This window comes from Caproiciproducens sp. CPB-2, from assembly GCF_036287215.1.
Lineage (GTDB): Bacteria > Bacillota > Clostridia > Oscillospirales > Acutalibacteraceae > Caproiciproducens.
On sequence record NZ_CP142860.1, the window covers coordinates 1365297 to 1389734 of the forward strand.

Here is a 24438-nt window from a genome sequence, read left to right on the forward strand (position 1 = left end):
ATGAGTTTTGTAATACTTGATTTGGAATGGAACGGAACCTACAACCGCCGGCTCAAGGGCTTTATGAACGAGATCATTGAGTTCGGCGCGGTGAAGGTGGACCGCGACCTGAACGTAGTCGATACCTTTGAGGCCCTGATCCGTCCGCAGGTCGGCAAGAAAATCAGCGGGAAGATCAAGACGCTGACCAGTATTACCAACGAGGACCTGAAGGACGGGCTGCAGTTCATGCAGGTTGTGAGCCGGTTCCGGAAATGGGCCGGGGACGCGGTGTTCATGACGTGGGGTACGTCGGATGTCCTTGCGCTGATTGAAAACTGCCGCTACTTTTGCGGCAACGAGCGTATCCCCTTTTTGAAGCGCTATGTCGATCTTCAGGCCTACTGCGAAAAGAGGCTCGATTACGACCCGGCGAAGCAAATGGGCCTGAGTACTTCCGCACAGCTGCTGGATATCGACGAGGATGGCTTTGACCATCACCGTGCTTTGGGAGACAGCCTGCTGTCTCTGCGATGTTTTCAGAAGCTGTATGCCCCCGGGCAGCTGGAACCGTTTATTCAGGACGCGACAACGGATGAGTTTTACAACCGGATCCTTTTCAAGACGCTGATTGTCTGCGATCTGAACAACCCGCTGATCAAACGGAGCGATATGCATTTCAAATGCGATCTCTGCGGAGGGCGGGCGCACAGGACGAGCGAATGGCAGCTCAAGAACAAGAGCTACCGCGCGGAGTTCATCTGCTGGCACTGTCACCGCAGGTTTTACGGCCGGGTGCAGTTCAAGCTGAAATACGAGGGCATGGTTGTAAAAAAGACGATCCTTCCGGTCAATGCCGAAAAGGATAAAACGGAGGACGAAGGGCCTCAAGAGGAGAGCTGAAAGCTCTCCTCTTTTTTTACGCCCGGATTTGCATTCCCCTTTTTGTTATGCTAAAATCATACTGATTTTTTATGGAATATCCTGAGAGAGCTTTCCCAGCCTGGGCGGGCTCGCATAGACCCGTTTCAGGCGGGAATAACCAATCTACGGAGGTATTATGAGCGATAACGGTAAAAATATGGAGCTGCGGCAAAAAGACGGTGTTGTCTTTCTGACTTTTCCCTCTTTTGAAAAATACGGCTTCGTCAATCACGCCTTTTCCACCCGGACCGGCGGTGTGAGCGAAGGGGAATACGCTTCTATGAACCTGAATTTCGGACGGGGCGACAGCGACGAAAACGTGGTGCGGAATTTTCAGAGGTTTTGTTCCGCGGCGGGCTTCGATTATTCCACGCTGGTTGCGTCGGCCCAGGACCACCACACGATTGTGCGCCGGGTGGGGCCGGAACACCGCGGAACAGGCGTCTGGAAGCCGAAGGACAGGAACAGCGTGGACGGACTGATCACCAATGAAACAAACGTGACCCTGACCACTTTTTACGCCGACTGCGTGCCGCTGTTCTTTCTCGACCCGGAGCGCCGCGCGATCGGCCTTGCCCACGCGGGCTGGCGCGGTACCGTTGCCAAAATGGGGGCCGAAATGGTCAAAGCCATGGTCCGGGAGTTCGGCAGCAGCCCGAAGGAGCTTCTTGCCGCCGTCGGGCCGTCCATCGGCCCATGCTGCTTTGAGGTGGATGCCCCAGTTTACAGGGAATTTGCCGCGCTGACCGAAATCCGTCCGCACGAATTCATCGTTGAGAAAGGCGGGGGAAAATATATGATCGATTTATGGGAGGCCAACCGGCGCATCCTCATGGAAGCGGGCGTGCCCGCACAGAATATCGAGGTGGCGCAGCTCTGCACAAAATGCAACGCGCAGTGGCTCTGGTCCCACCGGGCCAGCGGGGGAAAACGCGGGGGTCTTGCCGCGATGATGTGCCTGAAGGGGGAAAAAGCATGACAACGGAGCGTTGTATGCTGTGTCCGCGCGCCTGCAAAGCCAGACGGACGGAAACCGAAGGAGCCGGGTTCTGCGGGCTGGGGACCGATCCCGTCGTCGCCCGCGCGGCGCTGCATTTTTGGGAGGAACCCTGTATCAGCGGAAAACGCGGCTCCGGTACGGCCTTTTTTACCGGCTGCTGCCTGAAATGCGTGTTCTGCCAGAATTACCGGATCAGCACCGAAAAGGCGGTGGGGAAAACAGTCGGTGTAGGGGAACTTGCGGATATTTTCGACCGCCTTGCCGAACAGGGCGCGCACAACCTCAATCTGGTCAGCCCCACACAGTTTGTCCCCGCCGTCATCGAGGCTTTGAAACTCAGAAAATCCCGGATTCCGGTCGTGTACAATTCCGGCGGCTACGAAAGCCTGGAAACGCTGAAGCTGCTGGAGGGTCTGATCGATATCTATCTTCCCGATCTGAAATACGCGGATGACCCGATTGCCCTGAAATATTCCGGCGCGCCGGACTACGCGGAACGCGCGAAGGCCTGCGTGCTGGAAATGGCGCGGCAGACCGGCCCGGCCCAATTTGACGACGAGGGGATGATGACGCGCGGCACGATCGTGCGGCACCTGATTCTGCCGGGCAATACGCGCAATTCCCTTGCCGTTCTGGACTGGCTGGGCGAAAATCTGCCGGACGGGGCGCTTGTCAGCCTGATGGCGCAGTATGTGCCCTGCGGAAAAGCGGCGGATTACCCCGAAATCAACCGCAGAATCACAAAACGGGAATATCAAAAGGTTCAGGAGCATCTGTTCCGTTTGAATCTGGACGGCTTCGTGCAGGAAATGGAATCGGCGAGCCGGAGCTTTATTCCTCCTTTTAATCTGGAAGGCGTTTCGGCAGGCTCTTGACAAACGGAAAGCGTCGTTGTAAACTGTTATATAGTTTTTAATACTACATAAAATAATTTATGATAGAAGTTGATATTATGAACGATAACAGTATGAGCAAATCCGAATGGAGGACCGCACGCCGCAAAGAGCTGGAGCTTCCCAGTTATACCATGACGGAAGAAGTGATCAACGCTGCCACGCACGGGGTCGGGGCCGGTCTTGCGATAGCGGGCTTTGCTGCGCTCCTGGTCAACGGGCACCCCGATCCGCTGACGCTTGCTGCGGATTCCGTTTTCGGCGTAACCATGATCCTGCTGTATACGGTTTCCACGCTTTATCATGCGCTCGGGGTCTGCCCGGGAAAAAAAATCTGCCAGATACTCGACCATTGCACCATTTTTCTTTTGATTGCGGGAACCTACACGCCGATTTCGCTGCTGTGCTTCGGCGGGGTTACGGGCTGGGTCATGTTTTCGATTGTCTGGACAGTGGCCGTTGTCGGCATCGTGCTCAACGCGATCGATCTCAAGCGCTTCAAAACGTTTTCCATGATTTGTTATCTGGCCCTCGGCTGGCTTGTGATCTTCTTTTTCAAGCCGCTGCTCACGCACCTTGACCCGGGCGCTATTTTTGACCTGATTGCCGGCGGCGTGTTTTACACAGTCGGCGCGGTGATTTACGGAGTGGGGAAAAAAGTCAAGTATATGCACTCCGTGTGGCATTTGTTTGTGCTTGGGGGAACCATTTTTCATTATTTGGTCATTTATCATATTTCCGTATAAATTTGTTTACAAATCGTATCACATTTTCCTCTTTTTCTGCGATATAATGAATACACAGAATACAATCGCAGCATGAAGAGGTGACGCAATTGGATATTGTAGAAAGACAGATGTCTTTTGATTCCTGTGCAGATGACGAAAGGATTTTTGCACGGATTATGGAGCCTGCCGATCAGGCGGATGTCCGGGCTGTGCTGCAGATTGCTCATGGAATGGCGGAGCACAGCCTCCTTTACATGGATTTTGCCCGCCAAATGGCTAAAGGCGGCTACGCCGTGGCCATCAACGATCATCTTGGCCACGGAAAATCGGTTTCGGCTGGCGGGGCGTACGGTTATTTCGGCAAAGGCGGCTGTCAGAACCTTGTAAAAGACATGCATAAGCTGTATGCCCTGATCCGCAAGGATTATCCCGATGTGCCGTATGTGCTGATGGGACACAGCATGGGTTCTTTTCTGGCCCGTTCCTACGCCGCCCAATACGGCGAGGAGCTGGACGGGGTGATTTATATGGGTACCTGCGGCAGTCCCGGCTCGGGGGTGCTTACCGCCCAGAAACGGCTCGGCGATGCCATTGTCAAAAAGAAGGGCGAAAAAAGCCACGATCCGCTTTTTGCAAAGCTTTCCACCGTGAAATACAACAAGGCCTTTGCGCCGTTTATGACGCCGAACGACTGGATTTCGCGCGATGAGGCCGAGGTGGAGAAATATACGAAAGACCCGCTCTGCGGGTTTGACCTGACTGTTTCCGGCTACCGGGATATCGTTTACCTGCAGGCCGAAATCAGTTCTTCCCGCTGGTTTAAGAAGATGCCGAAAATTCCCATTTTGCTGCTGTCGGGCGAAAAAGACCCCGTCGGCGATTTTGGAAAAGGGGTCAAACAGGTTGCGGCAAGGCTCAGGAGAACCGGCCACGATGTCCGCCTGGTTCTATATCCCGGGGCGCGTCACGCGCTTCTGAGCGAAACCAATAAACAGGAAGTCTATGGTGAAATAGAAAACTTTCTTGTGTCCGTAACAAAAAAATAAACTCCCAAAGGAAACAGGGCAAAGCCAACGCTTTGCCCTGTCCTTTTGTGATATCTGCCGGTCGTGCTCCATATATTTCCATAGGAGGAGAATTCCTATGTTTGTAACTGTCCGCATGAACCGCAGGCTGTCCCTGATGTTATTTACCACGGCGGCCATTGTGCTGATCATCGCCTTCGGCGCGGTGAACCCCGCCAAAGCGACGGATAACGGCAAGGGGATCAAGTTGCCTGTCCTGATGTATCACAGTATGCTGAAAGATAAATCCTATCAGGGAGTGTATGTCATTTCACCGGATCTCTTTGAAAAAGATCTCCAGTATCTCCGGAAAAAAGGCTATACGGCGGTTGACGTACAGGATTTGCTGGATTATGTAAACCAGAAGAAGCCGCTGCCGTCCAAGCCCGTGATGATCACGTTTGACGACGGGTACTACAACAATTATCTCTACGCTTATCCTCTCGTTAAAAAATACAATATGAAAATGGTGCTTTCCCCAATCGGCTACTATACCGACCTGTTTTCCGACAGCGTCAGCCCGGAGCATGCCAATTATTCACACTGCACCTGGGATGAACTGAATGAAATGATCGCATCCGGCCGTGTGGAAATTCAGAATCATACCTATAATCTTCATGAAAACAAAAACGGCCGGCTCGGGGCGGGAATGAAACGGGGAGAAAGCGTCAGCAGCTACACCTCCCTTTTGACAGAGGACCTCAGCAAAATGCAGGGGGAAGTAAAAGAGCATACCGGCCATACTCCCAGCGCGTTTGTTTATCCGTTCGGCGCCATCAGCGGCGCGTCGGTACCGATTATCCGGAAGCTCGGCTTTCAGGCCAGCCTGACCTGTGAGAGCCGGATGAACTATATTACGGAGGACCCCGAATGCCTTTACGGCCTCGGCAGGTACCTCCGGCCCGGCAAAATGACGACGGAGGCCTACTTCCGGAAAATCAAACTGGAATGAGGCCTAATTTCCGATTTTTTTCATGATCACCTTTTCAATCATATGCAGGATGACGGTCATCAGGCTTGTGGCCACCAGGAACATGGGCACCAGCACCAGCACCATGGGCAGGGTCAGGTCCACCACGGCAAAAAACGACTGGAAGAAAACCAGCGCAATGATAAAAGCGGAGGCCATGACGGAAAATAACGCGGCATGCTTCAGGTTGAACGGCATGCAGACTTTAAATAGTGTCATCAGGCCGGTATATCCGGTAATGATCACTGCAAGCGTGGAGATTTGCTCCTGTGTAAAATTCAGGAATCCGGAAAGAAGCACGAGCAGAACGATGTTCAGCGCCATTGTCAGCGCGCCCGGCAGCGCTTTTTTGATCACGTTGACAATAAACCTGCCCCGGATCCGTTCCCGGTTGGGTTCGAGCGCCAGGATAAACGACGGATATCCGATGGTTACGGCGTTAATCAGCGTAAACTGAATCGGCTGGAAAGGGTAGTCGCAGCTGCAAAAAATGAACAGCACCGCGATGATCGCGGAAAATATCGCTTTTACAAGAAACAGGGAGGCCGAGCGCTGCAGGTTGTTGATGGAGCGGCGCCCCTCGTTGACAATGCGGGGCATGCTTGAGAAATCCGAATCCAGAAGAACCACCTGCGAAACCGTTTTGGAAGCGTCGCTGCCGGAGGCCATCGCGATGCTGCAGTCGCTTTCCTTTAAAGCAAGCACGTCGTTCACGCCGTCGCCGGTCATGGCGACCGTGCGTCCCCGCCCTTTTAATGCTTTGATCAGGTCGAGCTTCTGCTGCGGCGTAACGCGCCCGAATACGGAGTATCTCGCCGACGCTTCCTTCAGCTCTTCATCGGTTTTCAGCGTGGTCGCGTCAATATAGCTGTCGGCCTTTCTCAGCCCGGCCTTTTTGGCGATATTGGCGACCGTGACCGCGTTGTCGCCGGAAATCACTTTCAGATCGACGCCCTGGGAAGAAAAATATTCCAGGGTTTTCTTTGCGTTCCTGCGGATTCTGTCGCTCAGGAGGATCAGCGCAAGGGGAGAGATGTCGGCGGGCAGTACGCCGCTGCCGTCCAGCGGATGTTTGCTGTGGGCCAGAAGCAGCACGCGCTGCCCCCGGGAGGAATATTTTTCAACCTCCGGCCTGATCTGCTCAAAGCCGTCCTTCAGGATAAACTCGCCCGCGCCCACAAGAAAGCTGCCCGCTTCCTGAAAGCTCGCCCCGCTCCATTTTCGAGCGGAAGAAAACGCGACCGTATTTGTGCATTTCCACGCGGGGGGCTTGCGGTCCAGCGCCTTCAGAGCGTTGGAGGTCGGATTGTCGTCATTGACCGCCTTCATCACCGCGGTGATCGCGTCCCCGGCCTCCTGACGGGAGATGTCGCACAGGGGGACAACAGCGTCCACCTGCATGGTTCCCTCCGTAATGGTTCCCGTTTTGTCCAGGCAGAGCGTATCGACGCGGGCGAGGGTCTCAATGGAATAGAGATCCTGCACCAATGCTTTGTGGCGGGCCAGGCGCAGCACGCTCACCGCCAGCACGACGCTGGTCAGAAGGACAAGCCCTTCCGGAATCATGCCGATCAGCGCGGCCACGGTGCTGACGACCGCGCGGTTGAAGGGTTGTCCCGAAATGTAGATTTGTTTGTAAAACAGCATCAGGCCGATCGGGATAATGGAAAACCCGGTGTATTTGATGATTTTATTGATCCATGTCATGATTTCGGAATTCGGCTTTTTCAGGTATTTGGCGCTTTGCGTAATTTTTGCCGCGTAATTTTCGGCTCCGATATGTTCGACCTTCGCAAGGCAGCTTCCGCTCCCGATAAAGCTTCCGCTCAGAAGATGGTCGCCGCTTTTTTTGACGATCAGGTCGGCTTCGCCCGTAATCAGCGCTTCGTTGACCTCGCATTCGCCGTCCGCGATCACACAGTCGGCGCAGACCTGATTTCCGGAGGAAAGCACCATCATATCGTCCAGCACCAGCTCGCTGACGGGAAGGTCCCGCTTGACGCCGCCGCGCAGAACATGCGCTTTCGGCGCGGCGATCAGCTTCAGCCGGTCGATCGTCTTTTTTGCCTTGATTTCCTGAATGGTCCCGATCAGGATGTTCGAAAAAATGACGCCCATAAACAGCAGGTTCTTGTAGGAACCCACCATTAAAATCAAGCCCGCGAGAATTGCATTTACTATATTGAAGGGCGTGATCAGGTTGCCGTGAATAATTTGTCCGACCGTTTTGGTTTTTATTTCCTCTGTGCCGTTTACCAGACCCTGCCGGCGCCGCGCTTCCGCTTCTTCTTCCGAAAGCCCGGAAATTTTGCTTGCATCCATCATGAATTTATCCCCGTCCGTGTATTAATCTTAATGAAATTCATTATACTATAGTCAGCCGCTTTTTTGTCATTGTAATAAATATTTGAAAAAAACTTCAAAATTTCGCAACAATTTCCGTCGAAATCACCAAATTGTGATTTGGCCAAGCGGGATATTCGATTGATATTTTACCTTGTTTCGTATTTGCATTATGAGTATAATTAAGCGGTATAAGATATCGTGGATGAATTGGGTCCACCGTTTAACAGTGTAGGAATATGTGAAGAAAGGGGTCTGGCCCTTATCAGCATGATAAACATTGATTTTCAGAAGACAAAGCTGCCTGTCCGGGATTTTGACAGTTTGCTCGTTTTGCTGCTGACAGTCTCTATTTTTACTCCCTTTTATTTCAGCGTTGCCGTAACCTGCGGGATCGCCGTGATGACGATGATGAACTGCAAAATAAGGACGAAAGCTTTTTCGTCTCCGTACTCCAAATATCTGCTCGGCTTTTTAATCATTCCTTTTTTTGTGTCCGCCACCTATAACAATTACTGGGGCATGCTCTATGCCATTGTGATTCTGGCCGCCGCGACCTGCGCCTTTTATGTCAGAAGCGTCATGACGCGCCAGCTTTTCGATCAGGTCATGGATGTGTCCTGTATTGCGAGTATCTGGTGCGCGATGATCGCGGTTTTTCAGAAGATCACCGCTTACGGCGCCGCGCCCCGATACCGCCCGGTTTCCGCGTTTCACAACGCGAACTGCTACGGCATGATGATTGAATTTATTATCATTATTGCCATCTATCGGATTTTTACAAAGGCAAAGAACAAAAACTTTTATCTGGGCGTTATCGGCATCAATCTGGTCGGGCTTTATCTGTCAGCGAGCCTTTCGGCCTTCGTTGCCACCGCGTGCGCGGTTATGACCGTCCTGTTTTACAAAAAGAGATACAGGTTGGCTGGCGGCCTGGTGCTGCTTGCGGCTGCGTTTATTTCCGTCAGCCTTATTTTTCCGTCGATTTTCCCAAGGGGGCTGGAAGCGATCGACAGCACCTGCGGACAGCGGATTTCAATTTGGACAACCGCGATCAAGGGGATTGTACGCCATCCGTTTTTGGGAACCGGCGCGCTTTCCTATCAGATGATCTGTGAGCAGCTGGGCGGGTACAAAACCTACCACTGCCATAATCTGCTGTTGGACACCCTGTTGAATTTCGGTTTTATCGGGTTCGGCGCAATCGGTTTTTATGCGGCTATGCAGCTGAAACTGCTGGCTTTGCGGTTTAAGAACAATCTGGGCAGAGATCTGAATATTCTTGTCCTTGCCGCCGTCGTTGCGGTCTCCGTGCACGGCCTTACCGACGTTACGATTTTCTGGATTCAGACGGGAATGATGTTCCTGCTGATGTTTTCGTCGACAGGTATCGGGTCGGAGTACCTCGAGCGCAGGTTGCGTCTGCCTTCGCTCATTCCGGACTACGCCGAGGACGTCAAGGCACAGCCTGTCTACCTGAAAAACTGATTTTCTGGTTTGGTCTTGACTTATCGCAGAAAAGAGACTATCATCTGCTTGTAGTTGAATAGTATGTGATAGCAATACGGTTTATTGTCCCCCTGCCTCACAAAATCCGGCAGGGGGATTTCTATGCTTGATTCATTCCCGAAAGAGAGGTGCAAAAAATGAAAAAGAATAAACTGCAGGCAACCGGAATCAGCGCGCAGGCCATTGCGCAAAAGCTGGCGGAGTACTCCAGAATGGAGAAGTACATGCTGCTCTCCGCCCTGAAAACGAGGGAAAAGGGACTGGACATTGTCGATGTGGAAATGTTTTCCGAAGAGTACAAAAGCAATGAGATTTCCCATGAGAAGCCAAAGCCTTGGTACGTGCAGCTGATCAAAGCCTTTGTCAACCCGTTCACCCTTGTCCTGCTGATTATTGCCGCGATTTCCTTCCTGACGGAGGTGGTCCTCGCAAAGCCGGACGAAAAAAGCCCGGCGGCCGTGATCGTCATTCTTTTTCTGGTCCTGGTAAGCGGGGGGCTGCGCTTCTTTCAGGAATTCCGTTCCGGAAAGGAAGCGGAAGGGCTGAAATCCATGGTCAAGACGACCGCGACGGTGATCCGCCGCGAAAACGGGCGGGAAGAGATTCCTATGGCGGAACTGCTGCCCGGCGATATTGTTGTGCTGTCCGGCGGCGACATGATTCCCGCGGACGTCCGGATTTTGAAGGCGAAGGATTTGTTCGTCAGCCAGTCGGCCCTGACCGGCGAAGCCGAACCGGTGGAGAAATATCCGGAGCCGGGTAAGACCACGGAAGGGCATAACCTGTTCGATCTGCGGAATATCTGCTTTATGGGGACCAACGTCATCAGCGGCGCCGCTACCGCCGTTGTGCTCGCCACCGGGGACTTCACCTATTTCGGCAATATGGCAAAGGAGCTTTCGGGCGACCGCGCGCCCACCAGCTTTGACAAGGGCGTCAACGCCGTCAGCTATCTTCTGATCCGCTTCATGCTGGTGATGGTGCCGGTCGTCTTCCTGATCAACGGCATCACGAAGCACGACTGGATTGAAGCGCTGCTGTTTGCCATCTCGGTCGCCATCGGCCTGACGCCGGAGATGCTGCCGATGATCGTGACCACCAACCTTGCCAAGGGCGCCGTCAGTATGTCGCGCCAGAAGACAGTGGTCAAGCACCTGAATTCCATCCAGAATTTCGGCGCGATGGATATCCTCTGCACCGATAAAACCGGTACGCTGACGCGCGACGAGATCATTATCGAACGCCATCTGAACGTGCGGGGGGAGGAAGACATCCGCGTCCTGAAGCACGCCTACCTGAACAGCTATTTCCAGACCGGGTTGAAAAATCTGATCGATCTGGCCGTCATTGAGAAGGCCGGAGAAGAGAGCATCACCTATCTGAACAACGAATACACAAAGGTCGATGAGATTCCGTTTGACTTTTCCCGCCGCAGAATGAGCGTCGTGCTGAAAAACAGAACCGGAGAGGCGCAGGTGATCACAAAGGGCGCCGTGGAAGAGGTCATGGAGATCTGTTCCTTCTGCGAATACGACGGGGAGGTTGTCCCGCTGACCGGCGAACTGCGCCAACAGGTCGTGCGCATGACGGACGAGCTCAACGCACAGGGAATGAGAGTGATTGCGGTCGCGCAGAAAAAGAATCCGGCCGTGGAGGGCGTTTTCGGCGTCAAGGACGAAAGCGGCATGACGCTGATGGGCTATCTCGGCCTTTTGGACCCGCCGAAGGAATCCGCCGCCACCGCCATACGGGCCCTGAAGGAGTACGGGGTACAGGTCAAGGTGCTGACCGGCGACAATGAAGGGGTTACGCAGAAAATCTGCGGCGAGGTCGGCCTGCCGGTTGACAAAATCCTGCTGGGCTCCCAACTGGAGAAAATGAGCGAGGGCGAGCTCTTAAAGCAGGTGGAGGATACCACTGTTTTCGCGAAGCTTTCCCCCGTTCAGAAGGCGCGCGTTGTCGACGCGCTGCAGGAGCTGGGCCATACCGTCGGGTTTATGGGCGACGGCATCAATGACGCGCAGGCGCTGAGCAAGGCGGACGTCGGGATTTCCGTGGATACCGCGGTGGACATCGCCAAGGAGAGCGCCGACATCATCCTGCTGGAAAAAGACCTGATGGTCCTGGAGCACGGCGTGATTGAGGGAAGGAAAATATTCGGAAATATCATCAAATACATTAAGATGACGGCAAGCTCCAATTTCGGCAATATGCTTTCCATGCTTGTTGCCAGCGCATTCCTGCCGTTTCTGCCGATGATGCCGGTACAGATTCTGGTGCTGAACCTGCTGTACAACATTTCCCAGATTTCCATCCCGTGGGACAATATGGATGAGGACTACCTGCGCGTGCCGCGTAAATGGGAGGCTTCGAGCATCGGCAAATTTATGATCTTTATCGGACCGGTCAGCTCCGTGTTCGATATCGCGACTTATTTGCTGATGTGGTTTGTGTTCGGCTGCAATACGGCCTCCGATCCGGCGCTGGTCGCGCTGTTCAACGCCGGCTGGTTTGTGGAAAGCCTGATCTCGCAGACGCTGATCGTCCACCTGATCCGCACGCCGAAGCTGCCGTTTATCCAGAGCCGCGCGGCTTCTCCCGTTGTCCTTCTGACTACGGTGATTATGGCGATCGGCGTAGCGATCCCGTTTACGCCGCTCGGCGAATATCTTGGGCTGGCGGCTCTGCCGCTTCCCTATTTCGGCTGGCTGGCGGTGATTGTACTGGGATATACCCTGTTTGCGCAGATCGTCAAGTCCCTCTATATCAGAAAAAACCGTTCATGGCTGTAACGGAAAGAAGGGCCTGAGCATCCCGCTCAGGCCCTTCTTTCTGCTTATCTTACTTTTCTGACATTGTACATGGAGTTCAGCACGATCCAGTTCTGGGGGAAGAAACTGTTGATGGTCCAGTAGCTGACACCTCCCAGATTGTATTGATCCACCAGCCTGAGCTTTGCCTGAATGCTTCGGGCATCCTCGAACCAGACGACGTGCTGTTTTCCGTTTTCATAGTAATTGAAGAAGGGGGACTGTGCCTCCTCGTCGAACATGATCTGCGCGCCCACTCTGGACGCGAGGCTGACGGCGCCGGGGTTGGTCAGGGAGCGGGCGGCGCTGCCCTGAACGAAGGGCAGCGTCCAGTCGTAGCCGTAATTGGGAATCCCCATCAGGATCTTTTTGCTGGGAATGACGGAAACGGCGTATTGCAGCACGTTCTCCACCAGATTGACCGGGGCGACCGCGCGGGGCGGCCCATAGGTGTAGCCCCATTCGTAGGTCATCAGGATGACGTGGTCCACCAGGGTGCCGTGCGCGGCATAGTCGTGCGCCTCGTACAGCAGCCCCGTCTGTCCCTCGCTGGTTTTCGGCGCGAGAGCGGTGGTAACGATATAGCCCAGCGGACGCAGCCTGTCGACGACCTTTTTGATAAAGCTGTTATAGTTGTTCTTATCATTTGGAAAGATATATTCAAAATCGATATCCAGCCCGTAATATTGTTTTGCGTTCAGCGTCCTTACGATATTTTCCAAAAGGGTATTCTGAATATCCGGATTCGCCAGAATGGTATGGGCCAGATCACTGTTAAAGCTGGCTCCCTCCTGAATGTTGGTAATGACCATCATGGGACCGACATTCTGATTCCATGCGGCCTGAATCAGCGGGGTATCCTGTATGGGGGCCAGACTGCCGTCCGGACGGACCTGATAGCTGAAAATGCTGAGATAGGTGAGATGGGGCAGGGTGTTTTCGAGCGTAGTGGTGTTGATGTTTGGGAAAGCGTATCCGTTTACATCGATGGTTCCCAGCTTTTCGGTGGAAAGGGGAATCGTAATGACCTGGCCTGCCCTGATTCTGGAGGGGTCGGTGATAGAGGGATTCGCGCTCAGAATGCGGAACACCGTGGTGTCGTAGCGCCGGGCAATGGAATACAGCGACTCTCCGGAAGCCACGGTGTGGTCGACACTGTCCGCGTCCACCACAATCGCCTGCCCGATCATCAGCCGTTCCGTATTTTCCAGGCTGTTGTCGGCAATGATTTTCTGTATGGAAACGCCGTAGCGTCTGGAGAGGGAATAGATGCTGTCCCCCTGCCGCACGATATGTATCACCAAATCCATCACACCTTTTCCTTATAAAATGGCGGTAAGCGGCTGTCCTTTCTTTGCACAGAACCGCTTTCTACCAGTATATGAGAGGAAATTCCGGTGTATTCCTGACCAAAAAAGAACGCAGCGGTAAAAGCAAAAATAAAAATTGACTGGAAAAAACAGGCTATTGACATTGACGCAACGGAAAGGTGTATGATCTTTTTGCAGGGAGGGAATTTCATGGAATACACGATTCAGAAGCTGGCGCGGCTGTCGGGTGTCAGCACACGTACGCTGCGGTACTATGATGAGATCAATCTTCTCAAGCCGGCGAGGATCAACTCATCCGGATACCGTATCTACGGGCAGGATCAGGTCGACCGTTTGCAGCAGATCCTGTTTTACCGTGAGCTGGACGTCAGCCTCGAGGAAATAGGGAAGATCCTCAGCGCACCGGATTTTGCCGTGAAGGACGCGCTGAGTTCCCACCGTGAGAAGCTCCTTGCCAAAAGGGCGCGGCTCGACGCGCTCATCGCCAATGTGGAAAAAACACTGGCTTATGCGAAAGGAGAGACAGATATGGCCGATCAGGAAAAATTTGAAGGCTTTAAGCAGAAGCTCGTTGACGAAAACGAACGGAAATATGGAGCGGAAATCCATGAGAAGTACGGAGAAGAAGCGGTAGGCAGAAGCAACCGAAAGCTGAAGAATATGACGCAGGAAGAGTACGGCCGGGTTACCGCCCTGGGTGAGGAAATCATGCAGACGCTTCTCAGCGCCTACCGGACGGGGGACCCCGCCGGGGAGCTTGCGCAGCGGGCGGCGGACCTGCACCGTCAGTGGCTGACCTTCTATTGGGACAGCTACAGCAGGGAAGCGCACGCCGGGGTCGCGCAGATGTATGTGGACGATCCGCGCTTCACCGCCTATTATGACAAGCACCAGCCGGGGCTGGCCGCGTTTCTGCGTGACGCGGTTCTCGTCTACACCGGTACAAAAAGCGAATAAGCGTAAAAGGAAAGCGGCGGGCAGGATAAAATCCTGTCCGCCGCCTGTCTGTAGATAGAATGATCTGTGTTATTGGTTTCTCTCCAATACCTTCGCCCAGGTCGCGCCCTGTAAGAAACTGCCCTCCACGTTGTTTTCCATCTGCAAAAACATCTGATAGGGGACGGCAAAGGAGAGCAGGTCCTTATCGATGTATTTTCTCGCAGAGATATCCGTCATGCCGATAATCGCGCTGGGATGTTCCTTTTTTGCCTGGGCAAACGGCAGAATGCACACGCTGTGGCATCCGGCGCCGAAGGGGGCGATCACGGTTTCCGTTTCTCCGGCTTCCCTGTCGTAGTTGGCCAGGACGATCAGCGCGGAAAGCTGGTCCGGATTTGCCAGGAATACGATATCTTCGGGCGTTTCGTTCCCGTCCACCTGTTCCAGCGGCTGAAACAGGACATATTCGGTCGGGACGTCCGTCATAGGCAGGGAATCGATGAACTTTTTTGCCAGTTCCGGGGTCTTATAATATCTTTCCCCTATATCCAGCGGGGTGGAGGTATGAAAATTTTTGGCGGCCTCGCTGCGGGCAAACTCCTGATTGCCCGTCGAAAGGTAATACTCGATTCCGCCGGGAAATTTGGTGTATTGATTGCCGAAGCCAAGCCCGGTCCCCCCGCCCAGACAGCCGAATGTCTGACGGTCAAAAGCGGCGGTTCTTCCTTTTGCCGCGGACATCAGCATTGCCGCCACGCAGCCGTGACGCCCCTGTGCGAATTGCAGGGCGCCTTCCGGCTTGCTGTCGGAAAAAAGAACGGCTACGGGCGAGTAACGAAGGTTGACTGCGTTTGCAATTTTGCTCTCCATGGTTCTGCTCTCCTTTCTTCATTGAGGCCGGTTTTTCTCTTTAACGCCCTTTTATTTCTTTTCTCTCTTAAACGCAAAGATCATCATAGAACCCAGACCGCCGGCACATTGAAAGTTCACAAATTCCCAGCCGTCTTTGCCGTACCGTTCCAGCATCGCATCGCTTTTCCTCTTTAAGCTTTTCACCGTGTCAAAGAGGCTGTTGAAAGTCACTGTTGTATATTCCCACATGTTAAACTCCTTAATAGTACGATTAAAAATCAGTATATCAAAAATATGCCCATAACCGAAATGTCATTTTATAAATAAGATACTGGAATAATCCAAAACAGCATGAATTAAGACCGGGACAAACAAAGTATGGCTCTTTTTATATAATAGAGCAAAAACTCCGCTTATCAATATCCCCTGACCTAATAAATTGGATAAAATTGATCTTATTAATTGTCTCAGGGTAAAATCATACAGAATAGCCGGCACCAACGAATGTGCTGCACCGAAAAGGACACCGCTTATAATTGCGGCTATCCAGAATCCCGTTTCCTCCTCTATTTTCGAAAATAAATATCCTCTGAAAATTAATTCCTCCGGAAATGCGACAATAATCAAATAGAAAAAGGCCGAATAATACCCTTTCATCGAAAAGTCACCATTGAGAAAAAACATAATTAGGTATATTGAGAACAAGGCAATAATAAGCAAGGGCCTTTTTAAGGTAATTCCTAAATTGTTTAATGTTTTATCCTTAAACAGCGTAATGATTAGTAGCACGATCACAGGGAATAAACTTATAGAATCATGTAAAGCCCTTTTTCCAATATTCAGTGCTGTTATCTCGGGCAAACGAATCAATAAACCCTGCTGCTTTTCGTAAGCGAGACAGCAGCCCATGAATATCAAATATTGTATCACAATGAGAGCCGGGCTTAAAACGTTTTTAACTTTTTTAGTTAGCATTACAATCCCTCAATTAACGCTTCATAAAGAATTTACATATGCTTTCTGCCCCACGGAAATTCCGTATTCGGGTTGCCTTGACAATATCGGACCCTTGTAACCATAATTACTTATCTGTAACTGGAAACTTTTGGAAACGAAGTCTATAATGGAACAAGCAAAATCAAACTTGCATTATTAAAAAGGGGCACTGATTTATGAAAAAATGGATGGCTTTTTGTATCGGAATGGCTATACTGACTGCGCTTGCCGGATGCGGCTCGGAAATCCACGCGATACCCACCGCACAGAGCGCACCGAAAAGTTCACAGGAGTCCGGCTCCGATGCCGCAGGTTCCTCTCAGACATCGGAAACTTCCGGTTCTGCCGTACAGGTCCCGTCAAAAAACGGCGGTACGGTTTCCGGCGTTTCTTCCGCCATACCTTTCGGGGTGGCGCCGTCTACGATTTCTGCGGAATACAAAAAAGGCGATACGGAGATCAGAGCAGAATACCCGCAATTTGAAGGAAACAGATATGCCGGAGTCGATTCGCAGATGAAAAAGGAAGCTCTCAGTACTATGGACAACGTAAAGGCGGATAGTAAATCGACGGGTATCACGGCCGAAACAGCCGGACGTGTGGAATTTAGTTCAAAAGATTTTGTCAGCGCGGTGTTTGAGACTTCTTTCCTGACAAAAGACAATACGCATACGTTCCGGTCGCTTCGCACAGTGAATTATGATCTGAAAGCGGAAAAGGCCGTTATGGAACAGGACCTGATTGTGAATAATGGCGCTTTGTACAAAGCGGCGGATGCGGCCGTAAAAAAGCAGCTTTCCAAAGAACTTCAGACATATTTTACACCTCAGGTTTTAAAGGACAGTCTGGACCAGTCCGAGCTCTATTTCAAAAAGGACGGAATAGTTGTGAGTTTCACTGTGATCTATACGCTGGGCGACCATGCCGAAATTTCTATTCCGTATAACGAAACGCAAGGATTTCGTACGGAAAGTTCCGTTTGGAACAATTTCGCAACGTGACGGGAAACTGCTTAGCAGCGTTTTCAAAAACCCGCTATGATTCCGGCGCCGCTAAATGCACCAATAAAAAGAAATGGGAAACTGACGCAATCTATCGGTTTCCCATTTTGCAATGGTGCTGTATCATACGTTCTTCTATAATTTTGCATCTCATTTTGATGTACCTTTGCAATGATCCATCAACTTGAGCAATCAATGACTTTTATTATCTCACCATCACAATATGCTCATAATCAGACGGATAAATTAAAATTTATAAAAACCTCTGCAGGCAAGACTCGTAAGTATATCTCAGACGATTCCGGGTGGAATCTCCATAGTTGATTGCCGCAACCGGACAATGATGAAGACAACGCAGGCAATTATCGCATTTCGGGAGCACCCAAAACGGCTTGTTTTCTTTCATTTCTATCGCATGAACCGGACAGTTCTTCACACACAGCCCACAACGAATGCAGGAATGGTCCACAGTAAAGGGGGAAGTGCTTCGGGCTTTCTCATAATGAGTGTGAATGCCGGGCGTTAATCGGCGTATGAGCCAGTTGCTCCGATAAGGTTTTTGTGTCCCTTCAATGATCTTATGAAGGACTTTTTCTGCATGAATCAATTTCTTTTTCTGCGTCTCCAAGGATGGTATGTCATGCAGTATCGAATAGTTTGTGACCATGACGAGGGAGTAGACGGTTGGTTTAGGAAGTCCTTTTTCTAAAAAAAGCTTTTCTATCGCGGCGTCTCCTCCGCCTAAATACCCGCAGCATGTGATAATAACGACAATTTTACTGACGTTCATAAATTCACTTTTTCGGATGAATGTTTCCATCCGGTCTGAAATCCCCCAAAAACAATTAAATGTCGTCAGAAATAGAGGCTCCCCATCTTCTAAGTAAAATACGGCAGGCTCTTCAAACTCACAAACATCCACCAGATCCCCTTGAAATGTTTCGTGCAGTTTTATAGCAACATGCTTTGAATTACCAGTTGAGCTATAGTATATTACCATTGCAGCATGACCTTCTTTCTGTGACGTCTTCTTGTTGACACAAGAATTCTGTTTATTTGCGTGTTATATTCCCTATAGCTGCTCTTTTTGTGCAGCCTATCAACGTGTTTTGGCTACAGGATTTATTACTGCAAAGGCATGCTTTTTTGCCGCTTCGGAAAATCACATTCGTTTATGAATGGACAGCCACCGCATACAGGCTTCTTTCTGCAGTGCCTTTTCCCGTGCTCCAAAATCAATATATGGTATTTGCCGAATAGTATGGCGTCTTTCTCAAGCCCCTCGGTGAAATATGTCTGCAGCGGTTTGTATTCCAGTTCCACAGGGACAGACAGCCTTTCTGCCAGCCTTTTTATGTAAGCGTCGACTACAAATGCGGGGAAATAAAAGACATAGAGCAGGATGGCATCGGCGGTTTCCTGCCCGATTCCCTTTATGGAAAGCAGTTCCCTTCTGATTTTGCCCTGCGGCTGTTGTTGAACCGTTTCCACGGAATATCCATATTGTTGATACCACGCGGTTACGTTTTTCAAACAGACCGCTTTTGCAGAGTAAAATCCGCTGGGATAGATGTGCCTGATTAATTCATCCAGCGGCAAAGCTTCAACATATTCAGGGGTAAGCCTGCCGCCGAAGTTTGCCAGCGACCGTTCAACATTTCCCCACGCCGTATTCTGAACCAAAACGGCTCCGACCATAATTTCATAGGAATTCCCCGGCCACCAGCCGAGATCTCCATAGTATTCCAGTAGCTTATTGTAAATCCAATTTGATTTGTTTGACATGGATTTGTCCCCTTGATTCAATAGATCACTTATAAATCCGGCTTCCAATTTGCTTCTGCCTGCTTTAAAGAACAGAAATGTCACTTTTTTTCTTTATCCATAAACACTCTTGAACCTGTGGCACCTTTTTGCCCCTGATATTTTCCCTGATAGGGTTTGAGGGCAATATCATCCATTTGGGCAAATACAAGCTGTCCCACTCTCCAGCCGGACTGCAGTTCGATCGCACAGCGGTTCGCATTAAATAATTCAAGAGTGATTTCTCCCTCAAATCCAGGGTCCACCCATCCGGCGTTTTGGATAAACAGGCCCAATCTTCCAAGGGAGCTTCTTCCCTCAACAAATGCGGTCAGATTATCGGGCATTACAAAATACTCCAACGTAGTGGCAAGGACAAACTGTCCGGGGAGAAGAAGATATTTATCCGTTTGAATGGTTTTATATCTGATTTCATTTTGTAAGGTAATGATTCCGTCGGGTGAGTCTTCCACAATACTGAATGTGTTTCCAAGACGGATATCTACGCTTGCGGGCTGTATTTGCTCTTCCCTGATCGGCTCTATCAATAATGTTTTTTCTTTTAACATTTTAATAATGGTTTTATCCGATAAAATCATAATGGATCCTTCCTTTGCATTTTATAAACAACGTACTTGTTAAGTATTATATCAGCTAAAATCTGTAAACGCAAAAGAAGTTAACTGCGGTATTAGAGTTTTAAAAGCAAAAATGCGCACATATGATAGGATTGATTATAGATGTGATGGTAGGGATAGAGCCATATGAGACATATTGATATAAAAAAACTTCTGAAAAGCGGACTTGTGGCAAATATCGCCATTTCAGCCGCTTCCGTTGCATTGATCTATTCATTGATTTCGCTGTACTTCTGCAGTCATTTCTTTTTCAATACGGAAATAAATGGAGCGAATGTCTCATTAAAAGCGTACGGCACTGCAAATCAGGCGATAAGAGACTATATGAAAGGCTATGAACTGCAGTTAACGGAAAGAAATGGGGAAACAGAGAAGATAGCAGGACGCGATATAGACTTGCAGTATCATGAAAAAGTCGGGATTTCCGGAATTTATCCTCTGCAAAGACCGTTTCAATGGATGGGCTCGTTATTCGAAGGTAAAAAATATACGATCAGTGATTTATATGTTTACAATCAGGACCTTCTAAAAAATAAAATTGACCAGCTGAATTGTTTCAATAGGACTGCCGCGGAACCGCAAAATGTCAGTTTTCAGTATTCCAACGGGTTATACGAAGCGGTTAAAGAAGTATATGGAAATACAATCATTCAGGATCAATTGAACAAAGCCATAAAGACGAGTATTGAGAGAGGAGAAACAAATTTAAATTTAGAGGAGGAGCATTGCTACAAAGAGCCAAAATATACCTTGAGCTCTTATAAAACGCACATAGTAGAGAACCTGCTGAACAGGTATGTATCAGCCAATATTACTTATCAATTCGACGGTAAAAAGGAAACAGTGAATGGGGATGCCATCCATAAATGGCTTACTGTCAGCGAAGATTTAGATGTTGTAATCAATAAAGCCGCAGTTCAAAAGTATGTAAATGAATTGGGCAGAAAATACGATACGGTCGGAGCGGCAAGAAACTTCAAAACATCTGTGGGGAAAACCGTTACGGTGAAAGGCGGTCTTTACGGATGGAAAATCGACCGGGATGCCGAAGCGGAAGCGCTGTTGGAAAATATAACACGCGGCGAGGTAGTGGAAAAAGAACCGGTCTATGTCCAAAGGGCTTTATCCAGAGGGGAAGATGAAATCGGCGATACCTATTTGGAAATCAACATAACGAAACAGCATGTGTGGTTTTATCTGGATGGAAAGCTCCTGGCCAGCGGTTCCGTGGTAACCGGAAACCCCAACAGGGGATGGTCCACTGTAACCGGGGTTTACATGCTCAATTACAAACAGGAAGGCGCCGTCTTAAGCGGCCAGGGATATGAAGCCAATGTCACTTACTGGATGCCTTTTTTCGGAAATACAGGATTGCACGACGCCAGCTGGAGGTATTCCTTTGGAGGAGAGATCTATAAAAGAAACGGGACTCACGGATGCATCAATGCCCCGTTCTATCTGGCGAAAACGATTTTTGAAAATATAGAAGTAGGGACCCCCATCATTAGTTATAAAGAAGGATAAAACGGGATAATCACTCGCCCGAGCGCTCACCCATAACGAAATATCCGAAACGTTTGAAAGTCTCATCTTTGCGATACCACTTCCGATAACTGCCCAAGTTTTCACTGCTTTCTAAGTTAACTTGTCTTTTGAATCTTGTCCTACCTGTTTGATCGATCGGGTAGAAGCAGGGTACGGTTTACCGATTGTCCATTGATTTTATTATATTCCATATTCAGAATAAAGGAAAGGGATTTGAACCTTTGTGATTCAAATCCCTTTCCTGCTTTTTAACTCCGTTCATGGCCTTGGTTCCACGCAGGAGTTTGTTGCTCCCGGGGAAAGACCTTCGACGGTACGCGGCTCGGCGGGAGGAGCAGAACAACTTTCCCGCCGCACGATGTGGCACGGCACGATGACCTTCAGAGGCAGGGAATGCCCGCCGTTGATGCGGTCGATGAGCACGCGTGTCGCGATCTTTCCCATCTCGTCCAACGGGATATGGATGGTTGTGAGCATTGGAGAGACATACCGATCTGTCTCGATGTCGTTCGCACCCATTACCGAAAGGTCCTCCGGCACCCGGAGACCGTGCCCCTTGCAGGCCTGCAGTACCCCAATGGCAGTATTGTCGTTGGCGCAATAAAGCGCTGTGGCGTCCATACCCTGCGCCAGAAGACGCTCCAAACCCCGGAAGCCGCATTCAAAGGAAAGCACCGAATTTGTGGCAATGTTCCGTTCGCTGCGCTCAAGGCCCAGCAGCTCCAGCCCGTGCAGATAACCCCGGAAGCGGGCCTCGTTTCGATCCGTTCCCACAAAGCCGATGCGGTGGTGTCCAAGGCTGTACAGATAACGTACAGCCTCCTGGGAAGCCAGATAACCGTCGCAGATTATGCCGTCGCATCTCACGTCCAGATCGTTCCATCCAAGATAAACGGTCTTTTTGAAATGCTTGCTCAGAAGCTGGTACAGCTGAGACTGAAACCTCCCGATGATGATGAGCTGATCACTGGAAGCCTCCTGCATAAACTGAGCGGTAGAGCCGTTTTCGATTCCGCCCGAATAAAAGGTGTATTTCAGCGTATAGCCGTTTTGGAAGGCTTCACGCTCGATACTGGCGATGGCGTGGGTGAAAAAAGGATCTTTCCGCACCTCCTCGGGAGAGCAGGCCACGAGGCAGTAGATGGAACTTACCGGCTGCGGCGGGGTCTTGCCGGACTTCTTCAGAGACTGGGCTTCCCTGTTGGGCATATAACCGCCCGCCTGCGCAATTTTCCATATACGGTCCTGAATTTCTTTGCCGGCGGCGCTCGGCGATGAGGCGTTAAGTACCCGGGAGACGGTTGAGATGGATACATGAGCTTGAGCCGCAATTTCCTTTAAAGTCATATACAACAGCTCCTTTGCTTAAAAAGATAGCACAAAAATACGCAAAAAACAATAAAAACGCAGAAACAATTTTCAGCTTATCATGGAATTTTCTATAGAAATTATGCAAAAGGTACAACTTGATTGACAGATATCACAAAAAATCGGCTGTAAAAACCGCAAATAAGTGGGAATGAAAACGTTTGGGTAAAACCGTATGTAAAATTGACGAAAATCTCTTGAAGTATACAAGGGGAAATGGTACCTTTGTAATGAGGAAAATCGATGGATATCGAAAAGAAAGTGTCGCAAAAATCAACTGAAATTGTAAAATATTTGGCAGATGTTCACACAAATTAAAGCAAAAATGGAAAATAATGCAGAACTTTGCGTGCTGTTGCAGATGTGCGGTCTGGTTCTGACATTTTTGCCGGAGGCTTCTGCCCTGTTTAATCTTTCAGATTGCGGCGACATTTTTTTACGGGGAAGATTTTATGATTGAAAGGGGAAAAAACATGAAAAACATGAAAAGAGCACTTGCACTGTTTCTTACGCTTGCGATGATCTGCGCGACGATGGCTGGCTGCGGCGGAACCGCGGACTCCACGCCCCCTGCGGCTTCAGGTCCGGAGGGAAGCGCTGCGGGCACGGAAAAATCCGGCACCACCTTCGGCCTTACCCCGCTGGACAAGCCCACGACCCTGCGGGTCGGGTTCTTTTCCGGTTCCGCACACAGCATGCCCTTCTATATTGCCGACAAAATGGGATTTTTCAAAGAATTGAACATCGATGTGGAATATGAATCCTTCATTAACGGCCCGGCGATGATGGAGGTAAGCTCAAACTGGGATGTGTGCGACGTGGGCGGCCCCGGCGTTCTGAACGGCATGAAGAACCACGACGTCCACATGATCGGGCTGTGCGACAACGAATTGAACACCGCTCTTTTCGTCCGTCCGGACAGCGACCTTGCAAAGGATCCTGCGAATCCGGATCTGTGGAAAGGCAAGACCATCATCCTTAACAGCGGAACGACCCTGCAGTACATGTGCGCGAGTTATCTGAAAAGCATCGGTTCCAGCATCAACGACGTGAATATTGTCAGTATGGACGTTACCAGTAGTCTGACTGCGTTTAAGGCAGGTCAGGGTGATGCGGTCTGCGCATGGAACGCCGTAGCGTACAACGCGGACGACAGCGGACTCGTGCGTGTGACGGACATGAGCGAAATGGGCCTGAACAACGTCTGCGGTCTGTGCGCGACGGGGGACGCCGTTAAAAACAAAGCAGATTTGCTCAAACTGACCTGGATGGTCTACTATATGACCGCGGCATGGTGCCAGGAGAGCGATGAAAACATGTCCAAGGCAGTGGAACTTTATGTGCAGTCCTGCGAGGATGAGGGTGTGGCGTCCAGCGAGTCGATCTGTGAGCGCGCATTGAAGATTTTCAAATGCCCCTCCGTCAAGGAAAGCTATACCGATATGACGACCAAAGTGACGGACCGTTCCGGCTCCGGAGAGGTTCTTCAGGCTACCAATTATCTTTTTGAAACACTGGATTTCTTTATCGGGCTGGGAAGCTATACGGCGGCGGACCGTAAGAACATTCTGGACAAGGGTCTCGTCGACTCCTCGATTGCCGAGTCCTGTAAGGATACGCTGACGCAGCTGGGATATCTTTCATAAAGCAGCGCCTTTAAAAAACAGCAAGATCTTATGGGATCGTCCCGGCCTCCTTAACCGGTTGGATCGGACGATCCCGAAGATTCTATAAGCGTTTATTTC

General features: G+C 50.4%; 21 protein-coding genes. 12 read left to right on the forward strand and 9 right to left on the reverse strand.

Features of this window, described 5'->3' with window-relative positions; all coding sequences use genetic code 11:
* The 6 genes from VXK30_RS06760 to VXK30_RS06785 all read left to right on the forward strand — a co-directional run bounded on the left by VXK30_RS06760 (nucleotide 1) and on the right by VXK30_RS06785 (nucleotide 5540).
* Complete coding sequence (locus tag VXK30_RS06760) at nucleotides 1-882, forward strand: 3'-5' exonuclease (RefSeq protein WP_275713956.1); 882 nt, start codon at nucleotides 1-3, stop codon at nucleotides 880-882.
* A 157-nt stretch (nucleotides 883-1039) separates the two neighbouring features.
* Nucleotides 1040-1882 carry a peptidoglycan editing factor PgeF gene (gene pgeF / locus VXK30_RS06765; RefSeq protein ID WP_275713957.1) on the forward strand — a complete coding sequence of 281 codons (843 nt, stop codon included), beginning with the start codon at nucleotides 1040-1042 and terminating at the stop codon, nucleotides 1880-1882.
* Nucleotides 1879-2778, forward strand: coding sequence for a radical SAM protein (locus VXK30_RS06770; protein ID WP_275713958.1), 900 nt, complete (start codon nucleotides 1879-1881; stop codon nucleotides 2776-2778). The genes pgeF and VXK30_RS06770 overlap by 4 nt, the downstream gene beginning before the upstream one ends.
* A gap of 77 nt (nucleotides 2779-2855) precedes the next feature.
* Entirely contained in the window at nucleotides 2856-3542 is a 687-nt protein-coding gene (trhA, locus tag VXK30_RS06775; RefSeq protein ID WP_275713959.1) for a PAQR family membrane homeostasis protein TrhA, read from the forward strand.
* 89 nt (nucleotides 3543-3631) lie between these two features.
* Complete coding sequence (locus VXK30_RS06780; protein WP_275713960.1) at nucleotides 3632-4570, forward strand: alpha/beta fold hydrolase; 939 nt, start codon at nucleotides 3632-3634, stop codon at nucleotides 4568-4570.
* A gap of 97 nt (nucleotides 4571-4667) precedes the next feature.
* Complete coding sequence (locus VXK30_RS06785) at nucleotides 4668-5540, forward strand: polysaccharide deacetylase family protein (protein ID WP_275713961.1); 873 nt, start codon at nucleotides 4668-4670, stop codon at nucleotides 5538-5540.
* A gap of 3 nt (nucleotides 5541-5543) precedes the next feature.
* On the opposite strand, the gene VXK30_RS06790 is transcribed toward VXK30_RS06785, so the two are convergent.
* The gene (locus VXK30_RS06790) at nucleotides 5544-7883 is read right to left on the reverse strand and encodes a cation-translocating P-type ATPase (RefSeq protein ID WP_275713962.1); all 2340 of its coding nucleotides are present in this window, start codon (nucleotides 7881-7883) and stop codon (nucleotides 5544-5546) included.
* Nucleotides 7884-8171: 288 nt separating this feature from the next.
* Here VXK30_RS06790 and VXK30_RS06795 point away from each other — a divergent pair, with 288 nt between their 5' ends.
* The gene (locus VXK30_RS06795) at nucleotides 8172-9389 is read left to right on the forward strand and encodes an O-antigen ligase family protein (protein WP_275713964.1); all 1218 of its coding nucleotides are present in this window, start codon (nucleotides 8172-8174) and stop codon (nucleotides 9387-9389) included.
* Between the two features lie 158 nt (nucleotides 9390-9547).
* Complete coding sequence (mgtA, locus tag VXK30_RS06800; RefSeq protein WP_275713966.1) at nucleotides 9548-12202, forward strand: magnesium-translocating P-type ATPase; 2655 nt, start codon at nucleotides 9548-9550, stop codon at nucleotides 12200-12202.
* 44 nt (nucleotides 12203-12246) lie between these two features.
* Here the strand turns inward: mgtA and VXK30_RS06805 are convergent, their stop codons facing one another.
* On the reverse strand, nucleotides 12247-13524 hold the full coding sequence (locus VXK30_RS06805) for a glycosyl hydrolase family 18 protein (protein WP_275714319.1): 1278 nt from the start codon (nucleotides 13522-13524) through the stop codon (nucleotides 12247-12249).
* A gap of 216 nt (nucleotides 13525-13740) precedes the next feature.
* Between VXK30_RS06805 and VXK30_RS06810 the strand changes: the two genes are divergently transcribed.
* Nucleotides 13741-14508, forward strand: coding sequence for a MerR family transcriptional regulator (locus VXK30_RS06810; protein ID WP_275713968.1), 768 nt, complete (start codon nucleotides 13741-13743; stop codon nucleotides 14506-14508).
* A 69-nt stretch (nucleotides 14509-14577) separates the two neighbouring features.
* Here VXK30_RS06810 and VXK30_RS06815 read toward each other — a convergent pair whose 3' ends face one another.
* The 3 genes from VXK30_RS06815 to VXK30_RS06825 form a co-directional block, all read right to left on the reverse strand.
* The gene (locus tag VXK30_RS06815; protein ID WP_275713970.1) at nucleotides 14578-15360 is read right to left on the reverse strand and encodes a DUF169 domain-containing protein; all 783 of its coding nucleotides are present in this window, start codon (nucleotides 15358-15360) and stop codon (nucleotides 14578-14580) included.
* A gap of 51 nt (nucleotides 15361-15411) precedes the next feature.
* Nucleotides 15412-15591, reverse strand: coding sequence for a DUF4177 domain-containing protein (locus VXK30_RS06820; protein ID WP_275713972.1), 180 nt, complete (start codon nucleotides 15589-15591; stop codon nucleotides 15412-15414).
* A 63-nt stretch (nucleotides 15592-15654) separates the two neighbouring features.
* Complete coding sequence (locus tag VXK30_RS06825; RefSeq protein WP_275713974.1) at nucleotides 15655-16317, reverse strand: CPBP family intramembrane glutamic endopeptidase; 663 nt, start codon at nucleotides 16315-16317, stop codon at nucleotides 15655-15657.
* A 197-nt stretch (nucleotides 16318-16514) separates the two neighbouring features.
* On the opposite strand from VXK30_RS06825, the gene VXK30_RS06830 reads away from it, so the two are divergent.
* Nucleotides 16515-17339 (forward strand): hypothetical protein, encoded by an 825-nt coding sequence (locus VXK30_RS06830; protein ID WP_275713976.1) that lies wholly within the window; start codon nucleotides 16515-16517, stop codon nucleotides 17337-17339.
* Between the two features lie 253 nt (nucleotides 17340-17592).
* On the opposite strand, the gene VXK30_RS06835 is transcribed toward VXK30_RS06830, so the two are convergent.
* The 3 genes from VXK30_RS06835 to dcd all read right to left on the reverse strand — a co-directional run bounded on the left by VXK30_RS06835 (nucleotide 17593) and on the right by dcd (nucleotide 19741).
* On the reverse strand, nucleotides 17593-18339 hold the full coding sequence (locus tag VXK30_RS06835) for an EFR1 family ferrodoxin (protein WP_275713978.1): 747 nt from the start codon (nucleotides 18337-18339) through the stop codon (nucleotides 17593-17595).
* Nucleotides 18340-18464: 125 nt separating this feature from the next.
* Nucleotides 18465-19124 carry an endonuclease III domain-containing protein gene (locus VXK30_RS06840; RefSeq protein WP_275713981.1) on the reverse strand — a complete coding sequence of 220 codons (660 nt, stop codon included), beginning with the start codon at nucleotides 19122-19124 and terminating at the stop codon, nucleotides 18465-18467.
* Between the two features lie 80 nt (nucleotides 19125-19204).
* The gene (gene dcd / locus VXK30_RS06845) at nucleotides 19205-19741 is read right to left on the reverse strand and encodes a dCTP deaminase (protein WP_275713982.1); all 537 of its coding nucleotides are present in this window, start codon (nucleotides 19739-19741) and stop codon (nucleotides 19205-19207) included.
* 165 nt (nucleotides 19742-19906) lie between these two features.
* On the opposite strand from dcd, the gene VXK30_RS06850 reads away from it, so the two are divergent.
* Complete coding sequence (locus tag VXK30_RS06850; protein ID WP_275713984.1) at nucleotides 19907-21304, forward strand: L,D-transpeptidase family protein; 1398 nt, start codon at nucleotides 19907-19909, stop codon at nucleotides 21302-21304.
* A 279-nt stretch (nucleotides 21305-21583) separates the two neighbouring features.
* Here the strand turns inward: VXK30_RS06850 and VXK30_RS06855 are convergent, their stop codons facing one another.
* Nucleotides 21584-22672 carry a LacI family DNA-binding transcriptional regulator gene (locus tag VXK30_RS06855; protein WP_275713987.1) on the reverse strand — a complete coding sequence of 363 codons (1089 nt, stop codon included), beginning with the start codon at nucleotides 22670-22672 and terminating at the stop codon, nucleotides 21584-21586.
* Nucleotides 22673-23166: 494 nt separating this feature from the next.
* On the opposite strand from VXK30_RS06855, the gene VXK30_RS06860 reads away from it, so the two are divergent.
* Nucleotides 23167-24339: an ABC transporter substrate-binding protein gene (locus VXK30_RS06860; protein WP_275713989.1), complete on the forward strand. Its 1173-nt coding sequence runs from the start codon at nucleotides 23167-23169 to the stop codon at nucleotides 24337-24339.
* Nucleotides 24340-24438 lie beyond the last annotated feature (99 nt).

Bases quoted from the DNA above. Each gene is read 5' to 3' on its own strand.
- VXK30_RS06835 (WP_275713978.1), bottom strand. From the start codon at position 18,339: ATGGTAATATACTATAGCTCAACTGGTAATTCAAAGCATGTTGCTATA.
- VXK30_RS06860 (WP_275713989.1), top strand. From the start codon at position 23,167: ATGAAAAACATGAAAAGAGCACTTGCACTGTTTCTTACGCTTGCGATG.
- VXK30_RS06815 (WP_275713970.1), bottom strand. From the start codon at position 15,360: ATGGAGAGCAAAATTGCAAACGCAGTCAACCTTCGTTACTCGCCCGTA.
- VXK30_RS06790 (WP_275713962.1), bottom strand. From the start codon at position 7,883: ATGATGGATGCAAGCAAAATTTCCGGGCTTTCGGAAGAAGAAGCGGAA.
- trhA (WP_275713959.1), top strand. From the start codon at position 2,856: ATGAACGATAACAGTATGAGCAAATCCGAATGGAGGACCGCACGCCGC.
- mgtA (WP_275713966.1), top strand. From the start codon at position 9,548: ATGAAAAAGAATAAACTGCAGGCAACCGGAATCAGCGCGCAGGCCATT.
- VXK30_RS06795 (WP_275713964.1), top strand. From the start codon at position 8,172: ATGATAAACATTGATTTTCAGAAGACAAAGCTGCCTGTCCGGGATTTT.
- VXK30_RS06760 (WP_275713956.1), top strand. From the start codon at position 1: ATGAGTTTTGTAATACTTGATTTGGAATGGAACGGAACCTACAACCGC.
- VXK30_RS06830 (WP_275713976.1), top strand. From the start codon at position 16,515: ATGAAAAAATGGATGGCTTTTTGTATCGGAATGGCTATACTGACTGCG.
- VXK30_RS06850 (WP_275713984.1), top strand. From the start codon at position 19,907: ATGAGACATATTGATATAAAAAAACTTCTGAAAAGCGGACTTGTGGCA.
- VXK30_RS06855 (WP_275713987.1), bottom strand. From the start codon at position 22,672: ATGACTTTAAAGGAAATTGCGGCTCAAGCTCATGTATCCATCTCAACC.
- VXK30_RS06820 (WP_275713972.1), bottom strand. From the start codon at position 15,591: ATGTGGGAATATACAACAGTGACTTTCAACAGCCTCTTTGACACGGTG.
- dcd (WP_275713982.1), bottom strand. From the start codon at position 19,741: ATGATTTTATCGGATAAAACCATTATTAAAATGTTAAAAGAAAAAACA.
- VXK30_RS06825 (WP_275713974.1), bottom strand. From the start codon at position 16,317: ATGCTAACTAAAAAAGTTAAAAACGTTTTAAGCCCGGCTCTCATTGTG.
- pgeF (WP_275713957.1), top strand. From the start codon at position 1,040: ATGAGCGATAACGGTAAAAATATGGAGCTGCGGCAAAAAGACGGTGTT.
- VXK30_RS06840 (WP_275713981.1), bottom strand. From the start codon at position 19,124: ATGTCAAACAAATCAAATTGGATTTACAATAAGCTACTGGAATACTAT.
- VXK30_RS06810 (WP_275713968.1), top strand. From the start codon at position 13,741: ATGGAATACACGATTCAGAAGCTGGCGCGGCTGTCGGGTGTCAGCACA.
- VXK30_RS06785 (WP_275713961.1), top strand. From the start codon at position 4,668: ATGTTTGTAACTGTCCGCATGAACCGCAGGCTGTCCCTGATGTTATTT.
- VXK30_RS06770 (WP_275713958.1), top strand. From the start codon at position 1,879: ATGACAACGGAGCGTTGTATGCTGTGTCCGCGCGCCTGCAAAGCCAGA.